The organism is Streptomyces sp. NBC_01268, from assembly GCF_036240795.1.
Classification (GTDB): domain Bacteria; phylum Actinomycetota; class Actinomycetes; order Streptomycetales; family Streptomycetaceae; genus Streptomyces.
This window is the reverse complement of record NZ_CP108454.1, coordinates 1,025,580-1,048,673: the sequence shown is the minus strand read 5'-3', so window position 1 is coordinate 1,048,673 and position 23,094 is coordinate 1,025,580. Positions and strand designations below refer to the sequence as shown.

At 75.6% G+C, this 23,094-nt stretch carries 17 protein-coding genes; 14 read left to right on the top strand and 3 right to left on the bottom strand.

Annotated features, from left to right (window positions below):
- The first annotated feature begins 487 nt into the window (after nucleotides 1-487).
- The 10 genes from OG309_RS04410 (at nucleotide 488) to OG309_RS04365 (ending at nucleotide 17,469) form a co-directional block, all read left to right on the top strand.
- Nucleotides 488-7,681 (top strand): non-ribosomal peptide synthetase, encoded by a 7,194-nt coding sequence (locus tag OG309_RS04410; protein ID WP_329418392.1) that lies wholly within the window; start codon nucleotides 488-490, stop codon nucleotides 7,679-7,681.
- A complete protein-coding gene (locus tag OG309_RS04405; RefSeq protein ID WP_329418391.1) occupies nucleotides 7,678-7,893 on the top strand; it encodes an MbtH family protein in 216 nt (71 codons plus the stop codon). The genes OG309_RS04410 and OG309_RS04405 overlap by 4 nt, the downstream gene beginning before the upstream one ends.
- 191 nt (nucleotides 7,894-8,084) lie before the next feature.
- Complete coding sequence (locus tag OG309_RS04400; RefSeq protein ID WP_329418390.1) at nucleotides 8,085-8,495, top strand: cobalamin B12-binding domain-containing protein; 411 nt, start codon at nucleotides 8,085-8,087, stop codon at nucleotides 8,493-8,495.
- Nucleotides 8,492-9,844, top strand: coding sequence for a methylaspartate mutase (locus OG309_RS04395; RefSeq protein ID WP_329418389.1), 1,353 nt, complete (start codon nucleotides 8,492-8,494; stop codon nucleotides 9,842-9,844). Before OG309_RS04400 ends, OG309_RS04395 begins: the two co-directional genes overlap by 4 nt.
- A gap of 172 nt (nucleotides 9,845-10,016) precedes the next feature.
- The gene (locus OG309_RS04390; RefSeq protein WP_329418388.1) at nucleotides 10,017-11,024 is read left to right on the top strand and encodes an asparagine synthetase A; all 1,008 of its coding nucleotides are present in this window, start codon (nucleotides 10,017-10,019) and stop codon (nucleotides 11,022-11,024) included.
- Nucleotides 11,021-12,490, top strand: coding sequence for a glutamate synthase-related protein (locus OG309_RS04385; RefSeq protein ID WP_329418387.1), 1,470 nt, complete (start codon nucleotides 11,021-11,023; stop codon nucleotides 12,488-12,490). Before OG309_RS04390 ends, OG309_RS04385 begins: the two co-directional genes overlap by 4 nt.
- A complete protein-coding gene (locus OG309_RS04380) occupies nucleotides 12,484-12,801 on the top strand; it encodes a hypothetical protein (RefSeq protein WP_329418386.1) in 318 nt (105 codons plus the stop codon). The genes OG309_RS04385 and OG309_RS04380 overlap by 7 nt, the downstream gene beginning before the upstream one ends.
- Before the next feature lie 84 nt (nucleotides 12,802-12,885).
- Nucleotides 12,886-14,175 (top strand): MFS transporter, encoded by a 1,290-nt coding sequence (locus OG309_RS04375; RefSeq protein WP_329418385.1) that lies wholly within the window; start codon nucleotides 12,886-12,888, stop codon nucleotides 14,173-14,175.
- 250 nt (nucleotides 14,176-14,425) lie between these two features.
- The gene (locus OG309_RS04370) at nucleotides 14,426-15,187 is read left to right on the top strand and encodes a 4'-phosphopantetheinyl transferase family protein (RefSeq protein ID WP_329428123.1); all 762 of its coding nucleotides are present in this window, start codon (nucleotides 14,426-14,428) and stop codon (nucleotides 15,185-15,187) included.
- A 236-nt stretch (nucleotides 15,188-15,423) separates the two neighbouring features.
- On the top strand, nucleotides 15,424-17,469 hold the full coding sequence (locus tag OG309_RS04365) for a CASTOR/POLLUX-related putative ion channel (protein ID WP_329418384.1): 2,046 nt from the start codon (nucleotides 15,424-15,426) through the stop codon (nucleotides 17,467-17,469).
- Here the strand turns inward: OG309_RS04365 and OG309_RS04360 are convergent.
- Nucleotides 17,466-19,358 carry a transketolase gene (locus tag OG309_RS04360; RefSeq protein ID WP_329418383.1) on the bottom strand — a complete coding sequence of 631 codons (1,893 nt, stop codon included), beginning with the start codon at nucleotides 19,356-19,358 and terminating at the stop codon, nucleotides 17,466-17,468. The two genes, OG309_RS04365 and OG309_RS04360, sit on opposite strands and share 4 nt — an antisense overlap.
- A gap of 375 nt (nucleotides 19,359-19,733) precedes the next feature.
- On the opposite strand from OG309_RS04360, the gene OG309_RS04355 reads away from it, so the two are divergent.
- On the top strand, nucleotides 19,734-20,336 hold the full coding sequence (locus tag OG309_RS04355; RefSeq protein WP_329418382.1) for a TIGR03086 family metal-binding protein: 603 nt from the start codon (nucleotides 19,734-19,736) through the stop codon (nucleotides 20,334-20,336).
- Nucleotides 20,337-20,463: 127 nt separating this feature from the next.
- Here OG309_RS04355 and OG309_RS04350 read toward each other — a convergent pair whose 3' ends face one another.
- Nucleotides 20,464-21,528, bottom strand: a complete 1,065-nt coding sequence (locus OG309_RS04350) for a serine/threonine-protein kinase (protein WP_329418381.1) — start codon at nucleotides 21,526-21,528, stop codon at nucleotides 20,464-20,466.
- A 231-nt stretch (nucleotides 21,529-21,759) separates the two neighbouring features.
- On the opposite strand from OG309_RS04350, the gene OG309_RS04345 reads away from it, so the two are divergent.
- From OG309_RS04345 to OG309_RS04335, 3 genes are all read left to right on the top strand, one after another.
- Entirely contained in the window at nucleotides 21,760-21,984 is a 225-nt protein-coding gene (locus OG309_RS04345; RefSeq protein WP_329418380.1) for a DUF6458 family protein, read from the top strand.
- A gap of 158 nt (nucleotides 21,985-22,142) precedes the next feature.
- A complete protein-coding gene (locus OG309_RS04340) occupies nucleotides 22,143-22,496 on the top strand; it encodes a PRC-barrel domain containing protein (RefSeq protein WP_329418379.1) in 354 nt (117 codons plus the stop codon).
- Nucleotides 22,497-22,572: 76 nt separating this feature from the next.
- Nucleotides 22,573-22,734 carry a DUF5670 family protein gene (locus OG309_RS04335; protein WP_329418378.1) on the top strand — a complete coding sequence of 54 codons (162 nt, stop codon included), beginning with the start codon at nucleotides 22,573-22,575 and terminating at the stop codon, nucleotides 22,732-22,734.
- 117 nt (nucleotides 22,735-22,851) lie between these two features.
- On the opposite strand, the gene OG309_RS04330 is transcribed toward OG309_RS04335, so the two are convergent.
- Nucleotides 22,852-23,079, bottom strand: a complete 228-nt coding sequence (locus OG309_RS04330; RefSeq protein ID WP_329418377.1) for a DUF5133 domain-containing protein — start codon at nucleotides 23,077-23,079, stop codon at nucleotides 22,852-22,854.
- Between the last annotated feature and the right edge of the window lie 15 nt (nucleotides 23,080-23,094).

The window sequence follows — 23,094 nt, the reverse complement described above, 5'->3', positions numbered from 1 at the left end:
CGACAGGCCCTTCACTGCGGGGCCGCCGGCGACAGGCCCCTCACCGTGGGGCCGCCGACCCTCAGGCAGATCACCCCACCGCCACCGCCACCGCCGCCGCACGCCCAGGGCCCACGAGGCCCGCAGCCCACCCCGGCCGCACGAGGCCACCCACCCGTCCCCGGCCCACGAGGCCGCCCGTCGTTCCACTTCCCGGGCCGCACCGGGCCCACCCACCCGCCCCCGGCCCACGAGGCCGCCCGTCGTCCCACCTCCCCGGCCCCACCAGGCCACCCACCCGTCCCGGCCCCACGAGGTCCGGCGACACCGGGGTCCACCACCCCGTGGCATCCCCGCGCACCGGCAGCTCCGGGCGGCACTTCTGCCGCCCGGAGCTGCCGCGTCTACTGCCCCGGGAGCGCCGGGCGCGCACCTAGCGTGGACGGCACGGAGGCGAGAGGAACCGTTCGCCCCGGTCTCTCGGCCCCAGTCACCGGAGGAAGCCAGCATGGCCCCCAGCAGAACGGAAGACCTGCTCGACGGCGGAGCCTCTCCCGCCCCCGCACCGCCCGTGCTCGACCTGATCGCCCGGCAGGAGCGCACCCGCCCCGACGCGGTCGCCCTGGTCCACGCCGACGCACGCCTGACGTACGCGGAGCTCGGCGCCGCCGTCCGCGCGCGGGCCGCCCTGCTCGCCGCCGACGGGGCCGGTCCCGGCCGGCTCGTCGCCCTGCACCGGCCGCGCGGCATCGACGCCCTCGTCGGCCTGCTCGCCGTCCTGGCGACCGGCGCCGCCTACCTGCCGCTCGACGTCCAGGCGCCCGACGCCCGCAACGAGGCCATCCTCAACGACGCCTGCGGCGCCTCCGCGCCCGCCCCGTCCGAGGTGGCCCGCCACGGCGAACTGGTCCTCGGCGGACCCGGCACCGACGCGGGCGCCGCCTACGTCATCTACACGTCGGGCTCCACGGGCGTCCCCAACGGCGTCGTCGTCGCCCACGACTCCCTCGCCCACTTCATCGCCGGCGCCACCCCCGCGTACGGCATCGACGCCGACTCCGTCGTCCTCCAGTTCAGCCCGCTGCACTTCGACGCCAGCGTCCAGGAGGTCTTCGCGACCCTCGGCGCGGGCGGCACCCTCGTCCTGCGCACCGACGACATGCTCGACGTCGCCGAGCTCCTCGCCGGCTGCGCCCGGCACGGCGTCACCCTGCTGGACCTGCCCGCCGCGTACTGGCACGAGCTGGTCTACGTCCTCACCACCGGTTCGGTCCGCCTCCCGGACTGCCTGCGGACCGTCATCATCTACGGCGAGGCGGCCCTGCCCGAGCGGATCGCCCAATGGCGCGGCCTCGTCGGCGACTCGGTACGGCTGCTCAACGCGTACGGGCCGACCGAGACGACCGTCGTCGCCACCGTCGCCGACCTCACCCGGCACGAGGCCGGGCCGGTGCCGATCGGGCGCCCGCTGCCCGGCGTGCGGGCCGCGATCGTCGGCGGCGAGCTGTGGCTGTTCGGCGGCGGCCTCACCCGGGGCTACCTGCACCGGCCCGAGCTGAACGCCCGCCGCTTCACCGAACTCGACGGCGAACGCGCCTACCGCACCGGCGACCTCGTCACCCTCGGCGAGGACCGGCAGATCCTCTACCACGGACGCCTCGACGACGAGGTGAAGATCGGCGGCCAGCGCATCGACCCCGCCGCCGTCGACTCCGTCCTCGCCGGACACCCCGCCGTCCGCGAGGCCGCCGTCGTCGCCCAGCAGGACGCCGACGGCGTCAAGCGGCTCGTCGCCTTCGTCGTCACCGACGGCGGCACCGGCGCCGAGGAACTGCGCGGCCACGTACGGGACCGGATGCCCGCCGCGGCCGTCCCCACCGTCTCCGTCGTCGTCGCCCTGCCGCGCACCAGCTCCGGCAAGATCAACCGCAAGGTGCTGCGGACCACCGACCCCCGGCTGCCGGTCGTCCACGAGGAGCCGCTGCCCGCCGAGGACCGGGTGCCGCTCTCGCACGCCCAGCGGCGCCTGTGGCTGCTCGACCAGCTCGACGGGCCGTCCGGCGCCTACAACATGCCGATCGTCCTGCACCTGGACACGGCCCCCGACCGGGCCGCGCTCGCCGCCGCCGTCGCGGACCTCGCCGAACGGCACGAGGTGCTCCGCACCGTCTTCCTCGCGCCCGAGGACGAGCCCTACCAGCACATCCTGGCCCCCGCTGCCGTCCGGCTCCGCACGGTCGACGCCCCCGCGGCCGAACTCCCGGGGCTGATCGCCCGGTTCACCGCGGAGACCTTCGACCTCTCCCGCGAACTGCCGCTGCGCGTGGCCCTGTTCCTCCCCGAGGACGGCGCTGCCGGCGCCACCCTCGCCGTGCTGCTCCACCACGTGGCGGGGGACGGCTGGTCCCTCACCCCGCTGATGACCGACCTCGCCCACGCCTACACGGCCCGCACCGAGGGCCGGGCTCCCGCGTGGGAGCCGCTGCCCGTCCAGTACGCCGACTACACCCTGTGGCAGCACGACGTCCTCGGCGACGCCGACGACCCGGACTCCGTCCTCGCCCAGGGCCTCGCCCACTGGCGCGCCGCCCTCGCCGGACAGCCCGCCGTCACCCCGCTGCCGCTCGACCGGCCCCGGCCCGCCGTCCGCGACCACGCGGGCGCCATGCTGGAGACCGCCCTCGACGCCGACGTCCACGCCCGCCTCGTGCACCTCGCCGAGCAGCACGACGCCAGCCTCCTCATGGTCCTCCAGGCCGCCCTCGGACTGGCCCTGCGCGCCACCGGCGCGGGCGACTCCGTCGCCCTCGGCACCCCCGTCGCCGGCCGCGACGACGAAGCGCTCGACGAGCTCGTCGGCTTCTTCGTCAACACCCTCGTGCTGCCCACCGACACCTCCGGCGACCCCGCCTTCACCGCGCTCCTCGACCGCGTCCGCGACACCGACCTCGGCGCCTTCGCCCACCAGCGGATCCCCTTCGACCTGCTCGTCGAACACCTCAACCCGCCCCGGCACCCCGGCGTCCACCCGCTCTTCCAGGTGATGCTCACCCTGCGCGCCACCGGACCCGACCAGGGCACCTTCCCGTTCGGCCCGGTCACCGGCCGGTTCGCCGAGGAGGACGGCCCCGCCACCACCAAGTTCGACCTCACCGCCGCCTGCGTCGACACCCGCGACGCCGACGGGGCACCCGCCGGACTCCGCCTCGGCCTGGAGTACGCCCGGGACGTCTTCGCCGACGAGCAGGTGCCGCGGCTCCTCCTCACCGCCCTCGAACGCGCCCTGCGCACCGCCGCCGCCGACCCCGGCAGCGCGGTACCGGACGAGGCCCTCGTCCCCGCCGCCGACCGCCGCGCCCTCGACGAGCGCCGCGCCCGCGCGGGCGACACCGAGACACCCGCCGACGCCACCGGTACCACCGGGACCGGCGAGGGCGCCGACGCCGAGCTCGTCGACACCCTGTGCGCGATGTTCGCCGAGGTCCTCGGGCTCGACCAGGTCGGCCCGCACGAAGGCTTCTTCACCATCGGCGGGCACTCCATGAGCGGCGTCCGCCTCGCCAACCGCATCCGCGCCCGCCTCGGCGCCGACATCCAGGTCCGCGACCTGCTCCTCGCCCCCACCCCTGAAGCCCTCGCCCGCCGCATCACCGCCGCGACCGCCGCCACGGCCACCGACGGGACCGGCGCGACCGACGGTGCCCCGGCCGCCGCCGCCCGGCCCCGGCCCACCCCGCGCGCCGACCGGCCGGACCGCGTCCCCCTCTCGTACGCCCAGCGCAGGCTCTGGTTCATCGACACCCTCGAAGGCCCCAGCGCGTCCTACAACATCCCGCTCGTCCTGCACCCGACCGAGCCCCTCGACCCCGCCGTGCTCGCCGACGCCCTCGCCGACGTGGCCGACCGGCACGAGGTGCTCCGCACCCGCTACCGCGCCGTCGACGGCGAGCCCCACCAGGAGATCCTGACCGGCGTCCGGCCCGACCTCGACCGGCGCACCGTTCCCGCCGACCGCCTCGCCGACGCCGTCGCCGAGGCCGCCGGACACGTCTTCGACCTCGCCGAGGAGATCCCGCTGCGGGCCGCCCTCCTCGACCCCGAGAACGACGGCGCCGACGGGCCCGGGCAGGTCCTCGTCCTGCTCGTCCACCACATCGCCGCCGACGGCTGGTCCACCGGACCGCTCCTCGCCGACCTCGCCCGCGCCTACCGGTCCCGCGCCGAGGGCCGCGCCCCCGGCTGGGAGCCGCTGCCCGTCCAGTACGCCGACTACACCCTCTGGCAGCACGACCTCCTCGAAGGCCCCGGGGCCGACGCCCACCGCGACCACTGGCGCACCGCCCTCGCCGGCGCCCCCGCCTCGCTCGAACTGCCCGCCGCCCGCCCCCGGCCCGCCGAGGCGAGCCACCGGGGCGACCGCGCCCCCGTCACCGTCGACGCCGCCACCCACGAGGCCCTGGAGAAGCTCGCCCGCGACAGCGGCGCCACCCTCTTCATGGTCCTCCAGGCCGCCCTCGCCGCCGTCCTCACCCGGCACGGCGCGGGCACCGACCTGCCGCTCGCCACCATGACCGCCGGCCGCGACGACGAAATCCTCGGCGGACTCGTCGGCTTCTTCGTCAACACCCTCGTGCTGCGCACCGACACCTCCGGCGACCCCGCCTTCACCGAACTGCTCGACCGCGTCCGGCGCACCGACCTCGCCGCCTACGCCCACCAGGAACTCCCCTTCGACCGGGTCGTCGAGGAGCTCAACCCGGTCCGCACCACCGCCCACCACCCGCTCGCGCAGATCGTCGTCCAGCTCCACCACGACTACACGCGGGGCGTCCCCGGCGCGGACACCGCCGCGCGCCTGTTCCGCGAGGGCGGGCCCGGTCTCCTCACCACCGTCACCACCAAGTTCGACCTCACCTTCGCCCTCGACGAGCGGCGCGACGCGGACGGTCGGCCCGCCGGTCTCGCCGGCGGACTGGAGTACGCCACCGACCTGTTCGACGCCTCCACCGCCGCCCTCCTCGCCGCCCACCTGGAGCGGACCCTGCGCGCCGCCGCCGCCGACCCCGGCGTACGGATCGGGGAACTGCCCCTGCTCACCGACGCCGACCGCTTCCGGCTCGTCGCCGACTACAACGACACCGCCGCCGTGCTGCCCGAACGCGGCACCGTCCACGGCCTGATCGCCCGCCGCGCCGCCCGCACCCCCGACGCGCCCGCCCTCCTCACCGACGACGAGACCCTCACGTACGCCGGTCTCGACGCCCGCGCCGACGCGCTCGCCGCCCGGCTGCGGGCCGCCGGAGTCCGGCGCGGCGACACCGTCGGCGTCCTGCTCGGCCGGGGCGTCCCGCTGATCGTGACCGCCCTCGCCGCCCTCAAGACCGGCGCCGCCTACCTGCCGCTCGACCCCCGGCTCCCCGAGGCCCGGATCCGGCTGATGCTGGAGGACGCCGGGGCGCGCCTCGTCGCCACCGACGGCGCCCACACCCCGCCGGAGGGCACGCCCGTGCTGCGCGTCGACGCGGCGGGCGGGGCAGGAACGGCGGAGACCGCGGACCCCGCGGAGGCCGTGGCCTCCGAGGACGACCTCATGTACGTGATGTTCACCTCCGGCTCCACCGGCCGCCCCAAGGGCGTCGGCGTCACCCACCGCAACGTCGTCGAACTCGCCGCCGACCGGGACCTCTCCCTCGGCCCGGACCGGCGCATGCTCGTCCACTCCGCGACCGGTTTCGACGCCTCTGTGTTCGAGATCTGGGCACCGCTCCTCGGCGGCGGCAGCCTCGTCCTGCTGACCGGCGACGGCACCGACCTCGACGAGACCGCCCGCGCCGTCCGCCGACACGGCGTCACCACCGCCTACTTCACCGTCGGCCTCTTCCACGTCATGGCCGACGAGGGACTCGACACCCTCCGCCTCCTGCGCGAGGTGTGGACCGGCGGCGACGTGGCCTCCCCGGCCGCCGTCCAGCGGGTCCTCACGCACTGCCCGGACACCGTCCTCGTGCACTCCTACGGCCCCACCGAGACCACCTTCGCCTCCCACAACCAGTGGTTCACCACGAAGCCCGGCGAAGGGCGCGCCCTGTCCGGCGCCGGACTCCACCTCGGACGGCCCATGGACAACACCCGCAGCCACGTGCTCGACGAGCACCTCCGCCCCGTGCCGCCCGGCGTCCCCGGCGAGCTGTACGTCGCGGGCGGACACGTGGCGCGAGGCTACGTCGGACGCGCCGGCCTGACCGCGGAACGGTTCGTCCCCGACCCCTTCGAGGGCGACGGCAGCCGCATGTACCGCACCGGCGACCGCGTGCTGTGGACCCCGGACGGCGAACTCCGCTTCCTCGGACGGGCCGACGGGCAGATCAAGCTCCGGGGCGTGCGCATCGAACCCGGCGAGGTCGAGCGGGTGCTCGCCGCCCACCCGGCGGTCGGCCAGGCCCTCGCCGTCGTCCGCGAGGACCGGCCCGGCGACAAGAGCCTCGTCGGATACGCCGTCCCCCGCGCGGGCGACGCCGTCACCGAGGCCGAACTCCTCGCCGAGGCCCGCGCCCAGCTCCCCGAGCACCTGGTGCCGTCGGCGGTCGTCGTCCTCGACGCCCTGCCGCTCACGGTCAACGGCAAGCCCGACCGGGCCGCCCTGCCCGCCCCGCACCGGCCCGCCGCCGACCCCGGCGGCCGCGCCCCGCGCAACGCCCGCGAGGAAGTCCTCTGCGCGCTGTTCGCCGAGATCCTCGACGTCCCCGAAGTCGGCATCGACGACAACTTCTTCACCCTCGGCGGGCACTCCCTGCTCGGCGTCCGCCTCGTCAACCGGATGCGCGGCGTCCTCGGCGTCGAGCGCACCGTCCGCGACCTGTTCCGCTCGCCCACCCCGGCCGGGCTCCTCGGCTCGCACGAGGACTCCGGCACGGAGGGCGGCGACGCCTCCGCCCTCGGGGTGCTGCTCCCGCTCAGCACCCGGGGCACCCGCCGGCCGCTCTTCTGCGTCCACCCCGGCACCGGCGTCGGCTGGGCCTACGCCGGCCTCGCCCGGCACCTCGGCGACGACCAGCCGCTCTACGCCCTCCAGGCCCGCTCCCTCAGCGACCCCGGCCACCGGCCCGGCAGCGTCGAGGAGATGGCCGACGCCTACCTGGAGCGGATCCGCGGCATCCAGCCCTGGGGCCCCTACCGGCTGCTCGGCTGGTCCTTCGGCGGCCTCGTCGCCCACGCCGTCGCCGTACGGCTCCGGGAGGCGGGGGAGCGGGTCGAACTCCTCGCCCTCATGGACGTCCACCAGACCGGACCCGGCAGCGTCTCCGTACTGGCGCCCGAGGAGCGCGCCGCCGCCGAGCCGCCCGCGGACCTCGCCGAGGCGATGGAACGGATCCGCCGCGAGGACCCCGTCCTCGCCGGCTTCACCGCCTCCGAACTCCGTGCCGTGCTGCGCGCCTCCGAGACCCACGCCGGCCTCATGGCGCGGCACGTCCCCGGCGTCGCCGACACCGACCTCCTGTTCTTCACGGCCCGCAGGCCGGCCGAACCGGAAGGCGCGCTGGCCGCCACCTGGATTCCCTTCACCGAAGGAATCATCGAGAACCACACCATCGAATACGGGCATCTCCAGATGGCCGAACCGGAACCACTCGCACACATCGGAAACATTCTCGCGGAGAAGCTCTCCGCTCTCCAGAAGAAGGAAATGAGGACCCAGTCATGAGCGATTCCATCAACCCGTTCGACAACGCCGAGGGCACCTTCCACGTCGTCGTCAACGACGAGGGCCAGCACTCCCTGTGGCCGACCTTCGCCGCGGTCCCGGCCGGCTGGACCGGCGTCTGGGGCCCCGGAGCGCGGGGCGAGGCCCTGGAGTTCATCACCGTGAACTGGGCCGACATCCGTCCGCGCAGCCTCGTCGCGCAGTACGCCTGACCCTCCCTGCGGGACCCTGTCCTCGCGAGCACGCCCCGAAGGCGCCGCGCCCTGCATCCACAGCAGGGCGCGGCGCCTTTTCCATGTCCTTTCCGCGCGGTTTCCGTGGTCGTTATGGGAATCGAAAGTGCCGGTCGTTGCTGCCGCTCGGACTTCCCCTTCCGGTCCCTTCGGGAAATTACTCTTCAGACATGAAGATTCTCCTGAGCGGAACCGCATCGGATTCCCATACATGGAATCTCGTGTACCTCCGGCTCTTCCTGGAGGAACACGGCCACGAGGTCGTCGGCCTCGGCCCCTGCGTCGACGCCGGACTGCTCGCCGAAGCCTGCCTGCGCCACACCCCCGACGCGGTCGTGCTCAGCAGCGTCAACGGGCACGGCTACCGCGACGGCCTGGACGCCGTCCGCGCGCTCCGCGCCGAACCCGCCCTCGCCGCACTGCCCGTGGTGCTCGGCGGCAAGCTGGGCGTCGTCGGACGCCGCCAGGACGAAGAGCTCCAGCGCCTCCTGGACGCCGGCTGCGACGCCGTCCTCGGCGACGACGTCGACGCCCTGCGCGCCTTCCTCGCCGCCCGCGCCCGCACGGAGGTCCTGGCGTGACCGCCCCCGCCACCACCACCGCGTCCGGGGCCGGTTTCGGGGCCTTCGTCGCCGCCGCCTCCGCGGCCGGCCGGCTCGTCGTCCAGCCCCGCATGGGAGTCGGCGATCCGGACCTCATGCGGACCGGCCTCGCCCGCACCCGCGCGGCCACCGCCCACACCGCCGGCACCCTCACCGTCGACAGCTACACCCGCGTCGGCGCCCTCGCCGCCGCCCGAGCCGCCGTCGCCGACGGAGCCCGCCTCAACGGCTACCCCATCGCCGCCCACTCCCCGGACACCACCCGCGCCGTCCTCGCCGGACTCCGCGGACCCGACTTCCCCGTCCAGGTCCGGCACGGATCCGCCCGCCCCGAGGCCATCATCCGCGCCCTCACCGACGCGGGCCTGGACGCCACCGAAGGCGGCCCCGTCTCGTACTGCCTGCCCTACGGCCGCACCCCGCTGCGGGAGTCCGTCGACGCCTGGGTCCGCGGCTGCGAACTCCTCGCCGAACGCAGTACGGTCACCCCGCACCTGGAGAGCTTCGGCGGCTGCCTCCTCGGCCAGCTCTGCCCGCCCGGCCTGCTCGTCGCCATGAGCGTCCTGGAGTGCCTCTTCTTCGCCCAGCACGGGCTGCGCAGCGTCTCCCTCAGCTACGCCCAGCAGACCGACGCCACCCAGGACGAGGAGGCGCTGCGGGCCCTGCACCGGCTCGCCGCCGAGTTCCTCCCCGCCGGCGTCGAGCACCACGTCGTCCTCTACACGTACATGGGCGTCTACCCCCGCACCGAGAGCGGAGCCCTCCGGCTCCTGGAAGCCTCCGCGCGCCTCGCCGTCCGCGCCGGAGCCGGACGCCTCATCGTCAAGACCGCCGCCGAGGCGCACCGCATCCCCACCGTCGACGAGAACGTCCGCGCCCTGGAGACCGCGGCCGCCGCGGCCGCGCTCGCGGGCGCCCCCGCCCCGGACACGGCCCCCGAGGACAGCGAGGTCTACCAGGAGGCCCGGACCCTCGTGGAGACCGTCCTCGGCCTCCACCCCGACCTCGCCCGCGCCCTCCCCGCCGCCTTCGCCCGAGGCCTGCTGGACGTGCCCTTCTGCCTCCACCCCGACAACGCCGGCCGCACCCTCGGCTTCATCGACCCCGCGGGCCGCCTCCGCTGGGCCCGCACCGGGGCCATGCCCCTACGACCCGACAGCGGCGCGGACACGAGCCCGTTCACCTCGGCGGGACTGCTCGGCGCCTTGCGGTACGTGGCGGACCGGTACGACCGGGACCCCGGCGACCGGCGGGACGACCCCGCCGGGCGCGGGGACGGCCGCGACGGCCGCGACGGCCGGGCGGCAGCGACACCGCTGACCGTCTGACCCGGCCCGACCGCCGAACCTGCCCGACCTGCCTGGCCGCTCGACCCGCTCGACCTGCCCGACCCGCTCGACTCGCCCGACCCGCTCGACCTGCCCGAACCGCCCCGGTCGTCCGACCGCCCCCTCTCCGTCCGACCCGCCCGCCCTCCCGTACGAGATCAGGAGCCCCGCCATGGACCAGTCCGCACCCTTCTCCGCCGCCCCGGCCGGCCCGCCCCCGCTCGGCGAGCACCTGCGCTCGCCCGAGCTGCGGGCCGCGATGACCGTCCAGCAGGAGGCCCTTCAGGGCGCCCGCGACTACCTGCGCGGCCAGGGCTTCACCGAGTTGCTCCCGCCGCTCGTCGGGCCCGTCACCGACCCGGGCGGCCGTGGCGCCAAGGCCCTGGACGTCGACTACTACGGGCACCCGTACAAGCTGATGACCAGCGCCATCCTCTATAAGCAGGCGTCCCTGCGCGGCTTCCCCCGGCTCTTCTACATCGCCCCCAACGTGCGCGTGGAGCCGGAGGAGACCGCCACCACCGGCCGGCACCTGGTCGAGTTCCACCAGATCGACGTCGAGATCGCCGACGCGGGCCGCGAGGAGGCCCAGGAGATCGCCGCCGGGCTCCTCACCCACGTCACCGAGCACGTCTGGACGACCATCCCCGAGGTCCTCACCGGACTCGGCCGCATGGAGGCCGACTTCGGGGACATCCGCGCCGGGAAGTACGACGTGCGCACCCACGAGGAGGCCGTGAACCGGCTGCTGTCCCTCGGCCACCCGCAGAACCCCGACGGCGAGATCGACTGGGCCGGCGAGCGCATCCTGTCCCTGGAGAGCGACCGGCCCTTCTTCGTCGACGACTACCCCAAGGGCTCGCGCGGCTTCTACGACCGCGAGGACCCCGAACGCCCCGGCGTGCTCCGCAACTTCGACCTGATCGCCCCGCACGGCTACGGCGAGCTGGTCTCCGGCAGCGAGCGCGAGGCCGACTACGCCACCCTCGTCACCCGGATGCGGGAGAGCGGCGAGAACCCCGCCAAGTACGCCTGGTACCTGAAGGAGGCCCGCGAGGGCATCCCGTCCAGCGCCGGCTTCGGCATGGGCCTCCAGCGCCTCGTCCGCTTCCTCACCGGCTTCGACGCCCTCTGGCAGGTCAGCGCCTACCCGAAGCTGCCCGGGGTGGTGACCCCGTGACCATCATGATCCCCGCCGCTCCCGTCGTGGAGCCGAAGACCGACGACCCGACGTCGTCCGTCCCGCTCACTTCGTACGTACCGCGCACGGCGTCCGTTCCGGTCACGGCCCCGACCCCGGTCACGGCCCCGACCCGGGTCCCGACCCCGACCCCGGTCCCGTCCAGCGTGTCCGCTGCTTCCGCCCCGACCGCCCCCTCCGACTCCTCCGTCCCGTCCGGGCTCTCCGCCCCCGGCTTTCCCGAGGAGCAGGTGCGGGCGCGGGCCAGGACCGGATCCGCCGCCGTCTTCCCGGACCCCGCCGGCTACGGCGCCCACCTCTTCGGCCCGTCCGCCACCGCCCACGGCGGGGACGCCCTGGACCGTACGCGGATCGTCCCGCCCGTCTTCATGCCGGAGCGCCTGGAGAAGCTCATCGACCTCGCCCGCGAGCCCGAGTTCGGCGACGTCGACCTCACCGCCCGCGTCGGCGGCTTCACCGCCCGACTGCCGCTCTACCTCTCCGCGTTCGGTTCCACCCGGGCCGGCAGCGGGGACCTCGCCGTCCACGCGAGCCGCCAGGCCGCCCGCCTCGGCATCCCCATGGTCATCGGCGAGAACATGGTCCCCGTCCACGGCTACCGCAAGGCCGGCGACGCGACCCGCTCCGCCCTGCGCGCCCGGGTCGAGGCCTACCTGGAAGCCGCGCCCGACGGGGCCGGCGGCATCGTCGTCCAGCAGTCCACGGAGGACGCCGACTCCGAGGTGTGGAACCTCCTCTACAGCGACCCCGCCTTCCGCCCGCTCCTGGAGACCGGCCGACTGGCCTTCGAGCTGAAGACCGGTCAGGGCGCCAAGCCCGGCCTCGGCGGCATGACCGTCGTCGGCCGCGCCGAGGCCGAGCAGCTCGCCCGCCGCTTCACGGTCCGCGAGGTCTTCGGCGAGGACGCGCCGCAGCGGCTCCGTTGCGCGACCCCCGGCACGTTCACCGAGGAGATCCTCCGCCAGCAGCTCCGCTTCATGCGCAACAACTTCCCCAAGGCCCGTACCTGGGTGAAGTTCCACCCCGGCCGCGACATCGAGCGGGCCGCCCGCACCGCCTGGGCCGCCGGAGCGGACGCCGTCACCGTCGACGGCGCCGAGGGCGGCACCGGCTGGGCACCCGGAGTCTTCCTGGACCAGGTCGGACTGCCCCTCGCCGAGTGCCTGCGCCGGATCGGCCGCCCCGAGGGCTGCCTCCTCGCCACCGGCGGAGTCTGGGAGGGCGGCCGGGCCGTCCGCGCCCTCGCCCTGGGGGCGACGGCCGTCGGCCTCGGCCGCGCCGCGCTCGTCGCCGTCGACGAGGACCCCGAGCACGGCCTGGAGCGCCTCGTCGAGGCCCTCGCCCTCGAACTGCGGCTGCTCATCAGCGCCCTCGGCAAGTACGCGCCCGCGGCCCTGGCCCCGGACGACCTCTGGGACCCGGCCCAGGGAGCGGTCCCGTGTTGAGGCCGCCCCGGCGGGGAGCCTCCCGCACCGTGCACGCCCGCTTCTCGGTGCGGGAGATCCCCGGCGTCACCGTCGGCGCCCCCGCCCCGCTGCCGTACGGCGTCGACGGCACCGCCCGCCGCACGGCGCAGCGCGCCCTCAGCGAGGCCGGCCGCGGCTACCTCGGCGGCCACGTCGAACTGCGCACCCCCCGGGGCCTCGCCCCGCGCGTCCTGCGCAGGGCCACCGACCGAGCCGTGGCGCTCGCGGTGGCCGCCACCCTCCATGGCGCACCCCCGACCACTCGCATACGACTCCGCCCCCGCACCTGAGGGCTCCCACCCGACCCCGTGGCCCCGCCACCCGCCCCGCCCCGCACCAGCCGGCAGCCTCCCCGCCCACAGAAAGCCGACCCGATGGCCACGCCCCTCGCCGATCCACCCGCCCCCACCGTCGACTGGCGCCGCATCAGCAGCCTCGTCGTCGGCCAGGCCGCCGTCCAAGCGGGCAGTTTCGCCCTCCTCATCGCCATGAGCTGGACCGCCGTCCAGCTCGGCGGCCGAGGCGCGGTCACCGCGGTGACCCTCGCAGCCACCCTGCCCCGCGCCCTGCTGCTCCTCTTCGGCGGCGCCCTGACCGACGTGCTCGGCCCGCGCGCCCTCCTGCTGCGCGCCACCGGCGTCCGCGTCCTCGTCCTGGTCGCGGGCACCGTCGTCACCGCCACCACCCACACCCTGTGGCCGCTGGTCGTCATCGCCCTCGTCGACGGGGTCCTGCTCGGCCTCAGCGGCCCGGCCTCCGGCGTCCTGCTGCCCCACCTGGCACCCCAGGAGCACCTGGGCCGCGCCAACTCCCTCTTCTCCATGGTGCTGCGCCTCGCCCCCATCGCGGGCTCCCCGCTCGGCGCCTGGCTCGTGGTGGTCGGCGGACTGCCGGTCGCGATGACGGCCGCCGCCGTCGGCTGTGCCGTCTGGCTCGGCTGCTCCGCGCACGTCACGCACGGCATGAAGCGGCCCGAGGCCGCCGGGAAGGGCGGCCCGTCGCTGCTGCGCCGCTCGGGCGACGGCTTCCGCCTCCTCGCCGCGCACCCCCGCCTGCGCTGGATGTTCGTGGCGTGCTTCGCGATGGACCTGGCCTTCCTGTGGCCGGCGGAGGTCGCGCTGCCGCTGCGCGCCGCCGACCAGGGCTGGGGCGTGGGCACGGTCGCGTTCGTCCTCGCCGCCTTCAGCGCGGGAGCGCTCGCCTCGGCCGCGCTCGGCGCCGCGCTCGCCCACCGCATCCCGACCCACCTCAAGCTGGTGGTGACGGGCACCGGCCTGGCCCTCGGCATGGGGGCGATGGCCCTCGTCCCGTCGCCGGGGCTGCTCGCCGGGGCGGCCGCCGCCGTCGGCCTGCTCTCGGGCCTCAACGGCCCGGCGCTGGTCACGGCCTATCAGCAGGCGGTGCCCGAAGGCCGGATGGGGGCCGCGATGTCGACCTTCACCCTGTCGGGGATCGGCGCGGCCCCGCTCTCGCTCGCCGTCCTGACCCCGGTCTCGCTGCACCTCGGGGTGACCGGCACCTGGCTGCTGTGCGCCGGCCTCGCCCTGGTCTCCCCGATCGCCGCCGCCTTCGCGCTGCGGGCCGACACCACGGGGAAGGCCGCCGCGCGACGCACCGAGGACCGCATCCGTACCGCACCGGAGACCACCGCCACGTCCGTGTGAGGCAGACATGACCCTGCAGACTCCCGCACCTCCGCCCACCGTGAAACCTGAGCCCGCCCCGCTCGTACCCGAGCCGGCCCCGCACGTACCCGAGCCCACCTTGCACGTACCCAGGCCCACCCCGTACGCCCCCGGTCCCGACGACCTCGCCGTCCCCCAGCCCGGCCCGTCGGTCCCCGTTCCCGCGCTGTCCGCCCCGGCCGGCGCCCTGTCGGTCCCCGTTCCCGCCCTGTCCGCCCCCGCCGGCGCCCTGTCGGTCCCGTCGCTCGACCCGTCCGTCCCTCCCGCCGAGCCGTACCTCCGGCCCGGTCCCGTCCTCCTCCGTCCCTCCCCGCTCCCGCCGCTGCCCTCGGCGCCGGTGCTGCCGCCCGGGCCCCGGGCCGGCCGCCCGCAGCTCTGGCTGGTCGCCACCGAGACGCACGAGGACAGCGCCGCCCGCTACGCCTCGCTCGTCCTCGACGCGGAGGAGCTGGCGCGGGCCGGGGAGTTCCGGCGGCCGGGCGACCGCGCCACGTACCTGTGCGCGCACGTCGGCCTGCGCCGGCTGCTCGGCGCCCACCTCGGTGTGGCACCGCGCGGCGTCACGGTGGAGCGGGCGCCCTGCCCCTGCTGCGGCGAGCCGCACGGGCGGCCGGTGCTCCCGGACGGGCGGCTGCACTTCTCGCTCTCCCACTGCGAGGGGATGAGCCTGATCGCCGTCGCGACCACCCCGGTGGGCGTGGACATCGAGCGGATCCCGGCCCCGCACCTCGTCGCCGAGCTCGCCGAGGTCCTCCACCCGGCCGAGTCCGCCGAACTGGCGGCGCTCGCCGAGGACCTGCGCCCGGCCGCCTTCGCCCGGGTGTGGACGCGGAAGGAGGCGTACCTGAAGGGGACCGGGGTCGGGCTCGGCGCCGACCCCTCGTCCGAGTACGTCGGCTCGGGCCCCGCCCCGACGGCCCCGTCCGGATGGCTCCTGGCCGACGTGGCCGTGCCTTCGGGCCACCAGGCGGCGGTGGCGGTCCGCCGGTGACGCCCCCGGCGGCCCCGCCGCCGTCCACGCGCCGGCGTCCCCGCCCTCCGGCCGCCCCGCCCTCCGGCGGGGCGGCCGGGCGGCGGTGGCGGGACGTCACCCCGCCCGACGCCGGGCGCGCAGGGGAGCGCGGCGGCGCGCGCGGGTCGAACGCATGACTCCCGGCCGCCTGCCCGAAAGGATGAACGGCGCCCGTCGACGGCGTTTCGGCCCGGCGCCGCCGTCACCCTGCTGACGTGCGTAAGGAGCGCGAGTACACGGTCCCGCCCCAGCGGACGAGCCGCCCGGCGGCCGGCCCGCCCCCGCCTGCCCTCGGCCCGACCCGGTATCGGCCCGCGCCACCGTTGCGGGACCGGACGCGGTACTGGATCGACCGGACCGTGGTGAAGGGCATGACCACGGTCGCGGGCTGGCTGGCGCTGGTCTGCCTGGCCGTGGTGGCACCGGCGAGCGCCCTCCTCGTCTGGACCGACAGCCGTTCGCCCGACACGGTCCAGGGCAAGATGGAGACGGTCTGGCGGACCGTCGGTCAGACCCTCCGTCTCGGCGGCGAGGTCGGCCCGCCGCTGCGGATCGTCCTCTCCGTCCTCCTGGCCCTGGTCTCCCTGCTCTACGTCTCCACGCTCGTCGGCCTCGTCACCACGGCGATCACGGACCGGCTGACCGAGCTCCACCGCGGCCAGTCGACGGTCGTGGAACGCGGCCACTCGCTGGTCCTCGGCTGGTCCGAGCAGACGCCGACGCTCGTCGCCGAGCTGCTCGCCGCGCACGCGCAGCGGCGGCGCGGCGCGGTCGTGGTCCTCGCCGACCGCGACAAGCTGGACATGGAGCGGGAGTTACGGGCGGTGGTCACCGCCGCCGGTGGCCGCCGCGTCCGGCTGCTCTGCCGCCGGGGCCGCCCCGCCGACCCGGCGGCCCTCGCCCGCGTCAGCCCGGCCGCCGCGGGCGCGGTCGTGGTGCTGCCGCCGGACACCCCCGAGGCCGACACCCAGGTCGTCAAGACACTGCTCGCGCTGCGGGCCGTGGTCGGCGACGCGCGCCCGGTACGGGTCGTGGCGGCGGTGCGGCAGACCCGGCACGTCGCCACCGCCCGGCTCGCCGCCGGGCCCGGCGCGGTCGTCCTCGACGTCGACGGCATCGCGGCCCGGATCCTCGTCCAGTGCGTCCTCGAACCCGGACTGTCGCTCGTCCTGGAGGACCTGCTCGACTTCGCCGGTGCCGAGCTGCACGTCCACCGCGTCCCCGGGCTCGGCGGCCGGACCTTCGCCGAGCTGCGGGCGGCCTGCGCGGACGCGTGCGTGGTGGGCCTCGTACGCCCGGACGGCTCGCCGCTCCTCAACCCGCCGCCGCGAACGGTCCTCGCCCCCGGAGACGCCGTCGTCGTCCTGGCCGAGGACGAGGCCCCGCCGACCTGGACCACGACCCCGGCACCGCCACCCCCGCCCCTCCCCGCCGCGAGGCCGGCCGAGGCGGCGAAAGCCGCAGGAGCCGCCAAGCCGGCCAGATCGGCGAAGGCCGTCAGGGGCGGCAAGCCGGCGAAGGCCGTAGGAGCCGCCAAGGCGGCCAAGCCCGCCAAGACGGGAAGGCTCGTCACCCCCGCCGACACTCACGGCGCCGCCGACCCCCGCCGCGTCCTCGTCCTGGGCTGGAACCGGCGCGGCCCGCAGATCGTCGACGGCCTCGCCCGCAACGGCTGGGAGGCGACCCGCGAGGAAGACCTCCCGGCCCTCGGCCCCGCCCACCACGTCCTCGTCCTCGCCGGGCCCGACGGGCACCCCGACCCCGACGAGCACACCCTCGTCACCCTCCTCCGACTCCGCGCCGCCGAGCGCGCGTCGGGGCGCCGTACCCCCACCGTCGCCGAACTGACCGACGCCCACCACCATCCCCTCGCCCCGGGCGGCCCGCACACGGACCTCGTGGTCGGCGGACGGCTCGTCGGCCTGCTCATGGCCCAGGTCTCGCAGACCACCGAACTCGCGGCCGCCTTCGACGAGCTCTTCTCCCCGACGGGCAACGCGGTCCGGCTCCGCCCCGCCACCGACTACGTCCCCGCCGGCACCGAGGCACCCTTCGCCACGCTCGTGGAGGCCGCCGGCCGCCGGGGTGCCACCGCGCTCGGCTACCGCCCCGGCGGCTCCCGGAGCCCGCTCCTCAACCCGCCGAAGACCGGGACGCGCCGCTGGTCGCCCGAGGACACCCTGATCGTCGTCACCACCGGCGGACACCTGCACCCCGAGCAGGGCCCCACCGGTCCGGCCGGCACACACGACAGGCCCTAGCGGTCGAGCAGGCCGCGGGCGGCGCGGGCGATGTGGCCGCGGGAGATGCCGGCCTCGTCGAGGAGCTCGGCCGTGGTGCCGGAGCCCGGCAGACGGGTGACCGCGAGGTGGGCGAAGGCCGGCTGGTGGCCGCCCGGGGCGAGGGCGGAGAGCACGGCCTCGCCGATGCCGCCCTCGGGGTGGTGGTCCTCGACGACGACGAGGGCACCGGTCTCGCGGGCGGCCCGCACGAGGGTGTCGGTGTCGACCGGCTTGACGGAGTAGAGGTCGACGACTCGGGCCCGGACGCCGTCGGCGGCCAGTTCGTCGGCGGCGGCGAGACATTCGTGGAGCGTCACGCCCGCGCCCACGAGGGTGACCCGGTCCTCCTCGCCCTGCCGCAGGGTCTTGGAACCGCCCACCGGGAAGGCCTCGCCGGACGCGTACAGGACGGGGTACGCGCCGCGCGTGGTGCGCAGGTACGAGATGCCGTCGAGGTCGGCCATGGTGGCGGTGAGCGCCGCGGCGGAGGTGGCGTCACTGGGGTAGAGCACCGTGGAGCCGAGGACGGCGCGCATCATGGCGAGGTCCTCGACGCCCATCTGCGAGGGCCCGTCGGCGCCGATCTCGACGCCGCTGTGCGTCCCGCACAGGGACATGGTGATCTGCGAGACGGCGGCCATGCGGATGAAGTCGTGCGCGCGGGTGAGGAACGCGGCGAAGGTCGTGGCGTACGGGCGGAAGCCGCGTACGGCCATGCCGACGGCGTCGGCGATCATCTGCTGTTCGGCGATGTACGTCTGGAAGAACCGTTCCGGATGGGCCTTCCCGAAGTCCTCGGTGTGCGTGGAGTTGCCGACCTCGGCGTCGAGCGCGACCACCTCGGGGCGGGCGCCGAGCGCGGCGAGGGCCGCGCCGAACGCGACCCGGGTCGCGACCTCGTCCCCGACCTCGTAGCGCGGCAGCTCCACCGGCGCCGTCCCGGCCGTGCCGGCGCCGCCGTCCGCGCCGGTGGGCCGGGCCACCGGCGGCATCGGGCCGCGTACGGCCAGGTGGCGGACGCCGCCCAGCTCGGCGACGGCCCGCTCGGCCATGTCCTTCGGCAACGGCTTGCCGTGCCAGCCGTTCTTGTCGGCGACCTCCGACACGCCCCGGCCCTTGACCGTCCGGGCGATGACCACGGTGGGCGCCGTTCCGTCCGTGGCCACCGTCAGGGCCCGGTCCACCTCCGCCAGGTCGTGGCCGTCGACCACGAGCGCCCGGCAGCCGAACGCCTCGACGCGCCGGGCGTACGTGTCGGTGTCCCACTCCAGCTCGGTGGGACCGCTCTGGCCCAGGCGGTTGACGTCGATGAGGGCGACGAAGTTGGCGAGCCGGTGGTGCCCGGCCTTGTCGAGCGCTTCCCACACGGACCCCTCGGCCGTCTCGCTGTCGCCGCACAGCACCCACACCCGGTAGGGCTGCCGCTCCAGGTCACGGCCCGCGAGCGCGATCCCGACCCCGTACGCGATGCCCTGGCCGAGGGAGCCGGTGGCCAGGTCCACCCAGGGCAGGACGGGGGTCGGGTGCCCCTGGAGGCGGTGACCGAAGCGCCGGTAGGTGGTCATCAGCTCGTCGTCGCCGATCGCGCCGGCCGCCTTGAACATCGCGTACAGCAAGGGCGACGCGTGCCCCTTGGAGAAGATCAGGTGATCACCGGCCGGGTTGTCCGGGGCCGCCCAGTCGTAGCGGAGGTGCCGGGTCATCAGCACCGCCATCAGATCCGCCGCGGACAGGCTGGAGGTGGGATGGCCGGAGCCCGCCGACGTGCTGGCGCGCACCGAGTCGACCCTGAGCTGCTGCGCGAGTTCGAAGACCTGGGCGAGGTCGCTGTGGGGTCCGAGCGCGACGGTCGGGGGCACTGGGGTCATGACGGGGTTCCCTTCCTGCGGAGCGGGCGGGCGCGGCGAGTGGTCCCCGGGCACCGGGTCAGGGGTTCCCGGCCGTACGCGGTCGATCACGCGTGGTGCGCGACTTGGGCCGCTCGGGTGCGGCGTTGACCCTTTTGCGTCTGCTCCGGTGGACGCGCGGTATGCCTCGCGCTTCGGCGGGGAATCCGCCGGGAAAGCGGGGAATCCGCCGGGCAAGGTGATGAAACGATGATCGTTCGCCCGCCCGGAGGGGTGACACGGGCGGGTCGGGTGGGGCGGAGCGCCGACCGCCGACGATTCCCTCGCCGCCCCGCGATGAGTTCGGCGCGCGCGGCCGGTCCACCTATCAGACCCGTCTCTCCGGAGGAGCCGTAGATGACACCCTCGACCGATCTCGACCTCGGACCCCAGGCGCTGATCGTGGCGCGTCTCGCGGCGGGAGTCCCGGAGGCGCGGCTCGCCCACCGGACGCCCTGCCCGGAGTACGCGGTGACCGACCTGCTGGCGCACCTGGCGGGCCTGTCCGTGGCCTTCCGTGACGCCGCCCGCAAGGACCTGGGCCCCAGCACGGCCGTCCCGCCCGGCAGCACCCGGCCGATCCTGCCGGCCGACTGGCGCACGGAACTGCCCCTGGTGCTGTCGGAGCTGGCCGAGGCGTGGCGGGATCCGGACGCGTGGACGGGACTCACGCGCGCGGGCGGCGTGGACCTGCCCGGCGAGGTCGCGGGGATGGTGGCCGCCGACGAACTCGTGATCCACGGCTGGGATCTGGCCCGGGCCACCGGCCAGGACTACGCCCCCGACCCGGCCGCGCTGCACGCCTCGCACGCGTTCCTGCTGGCCTCGGCCGAGGAGGGGGACGACGGCGGCGGAATCTTCGGCCCCGTCGTGCCCGTACCGGAACGGGCACCGCTGCTGGACCGTACGGTGGGACTGAGCGGCCGCGACCCGAACTGGACCGCTCCGAGCTCCATGTGACGTGCCGGCAGCCGCCCTCCACCCGCGCCGTCGGGTCGCCCGCCGGACGGGCCGCCCGAGGGGCTTCGGGCGTGCGGGTGCGACACGTCCGTGCCCGGGGCGAGGAGGGCCGGGGCCGTCGGCCGGGTCAGGCTCCCCGGCCCGGCCCGTGGTCGGGGCCGGCGTGGCCCGCCGGCTGATGCGCCGCCGTACCGTCTCCTTCCGGGACGCTGTCCAGGGAGCCGGTCACCGTGAGCCCGAGCGCGGCCAGGCCCGCGGCCACGACGCGCGCCCGCCGGGGGAGGCCGGAACGCCCACCGGGCCGGGCGGCTCGGCGGGCCGTGCCGTGGGCGCGTGCGGTGCTCGCGTGGCGGGCCGGGATCCGCAGGCCGGCAAGGGCCCGGGCGCAGGCGCGGGCCGTGGGCCGGGCCCCGGGCGCCCGGGCGGTCATCGCCGTGAGCAGCCCGGTGAGCTCAGCCGGAAGGCCCGGCGGAAGCACCGGTGAGCGATCCAGATGGGCGAGCGCGGCCTCCAACGGCGTTCCTCCGTACTCCGCTTCGCCCTTCAGGGCCTCGACGAGCACGAGACCCAGTCCGTACACGTCGGCCGAGGGGCCAGTGGGCCGGCCCAGGGCCTGCTCGGGAGCCATGTAGGACGCGGTGCCCACGAGTCCGCCGGGATCGGCGGGAGCGGGCCCGCCGGCGGTGTCGAAGGGGCGGGATATGCCGAAGTCGACGAGGTGCGGAGCGCCTGCGCCGTCCAGGAGTATGTTCGACGGCTTGACGTCGCGGTGGACGACACCGCGGGCGTGCACATGGGCGAGGGCGGAGGCCAGGGACGCCCCGAGGCGGCAGGTCTCGGCGGGGGTGAGGGCGGCGCGCTCGATGCGGCGGCGCAGGGTCGTCCCCCTCACCAGCTGCATCACCAGGAACGGGCGGCCCAGGTCGAGGCCGGAATCGTAGAGCCTCACCAGTCCGGGGTGCCGCATCCGGGCCAGCAGCCGCCCCTCCCGCTCGCACTGCGCCTCCGGCCGGCAGACGGGCGAGGACCGGAAGAGCTTCACGGCCACGGCCCGCCGCAGGCGCAGGTCCAGCGCCTCGTAGACGTCGGCGGCGCCACCGCGCCCCACCATTCCGTCGAGCCGGTATCGGCCGGCGACGTCGTGCACCGTCGGCCGGAGATCCGGACGGACGGGCCTCGCACGGACCTGCATCGGTCCTCCCTGGGGGTGTCCTTCGGCCTTCTGGTACCGGCCCTGGGTCGGGGAGCGCCGTCCTGCGGCGCGCTGTCCCACGGCTGACGCGTGCCCCGTCGGGCCGTGAACATCCCGGCGTGGACGCGGGAACCCGGTCTCGGGGGCCGGGGGCCGCCGGTGGCGGTCCGCGTGAACCACGGAAACCCGGGTACGCGGACGACGTCCAACCCCCTCTGGGAGGGAGCAATCATGGGTCTGGGACTGTTCATCATCCTGATCGCCGTCGGGGCCATCCTCACCTTCGCCACCGACTGGGAGCTCGAAGGAGTCGACCTCGACCTGGTCGGGCTCATCCTGATGGCGGTCGGCGTCATCGGAACCGCCGTCTACACCAGCGTCCTTCGCCGTCGCCGCATGGTCGTGCCGCCGGTGGCACCCACGGTCACCGAGGACGACCGGCGCGACCTGCTCTGAGCGGTGTCGCCCACGGGGCGGAGACGCGGGGAGCTCCCCCACGATCCGCAACGACGCACGCGACGCATGCCACGGACGCGACGCATGCACGGACGCGACGCATGCACGGACGCAACGCACGACGCACACGACGCACACGCATGAGGAGAGTGACAGCGATGACCGACCACGGGTGGGCCTACGACACCGATTCCGGCCATCTGGCGGGCACCGACCTCACCGGATGGCGGGTCGAGGCGGCCGACGGCTCCATCGGAAAGGTGGACCGGCACTCCGACGAGGTCGACGACGCGTATCTGGTCGTGGACACGGGGGTCTGGATCTTCGGCAGGGAGGTGCTGATCCCGGCGAGCGCCGTGACCCGCGTCGACCTCGACGAGCACACCGTCCACCTCGGCCTGAGGAAGGAACAGGTCAAGGAGGCGCCGCAGTTCCTCTCCGACGAGCACCTCGCCGACCGGCAGTACCGCGAGGACCTCGTGGCGTACTACCGCGTCGGCGGCCCGTTCTAGCGCGGCGGCGCCGCCCACACGCAGGCGCCGCGTCCCCTCGTCCCTGAGCACCCGTCATTCCAGGAGGTCGCTCCACATGGTTCCCCTGCTGCTGGTTCTCCTTCTCGTCCTGCTGCTCTTCGGTTTCGGTTTCGCGGTCAAGGCGCTCTGGTGGATCGCCGTGATCGTGCTCGTCCTGTGGCTCCTGGGCTTCGTGGCCCGGCCGAAGGGGCGCACGGGCCGCTGGTACCGCTGGTAGGCGGCCCGCCCCCGGCGCCGGCTCGCACGGTACGGGAGAGCCCGGCACCCTCCGGAAGGAGGGTGCCGGGCTCGTCCACGTGCTCAGGCGCTCAGGGCGCTCAGGTGCTCAGGGCGCTCAGGCGGTCAGCGCCGAGCCGTCCTCGGGGCGCGCACCGGGCAGTCGGCAGCGGGCCGCGACCAGCGCCGCTCCGATGTCCCGCGTACCGGTGGAGACGCACAGGGTGTACGCCAGGTCGTCCATGCGCCGGCGCACCTCGTCGCCGCCGTTCTCCGCCTGGAGCACCCGGAGTGCCTCGTACCGGTCGATGAGATCGCGCAGGACCACGGGATGGGCCATCAGCACGTGCTGCTCCCCTCG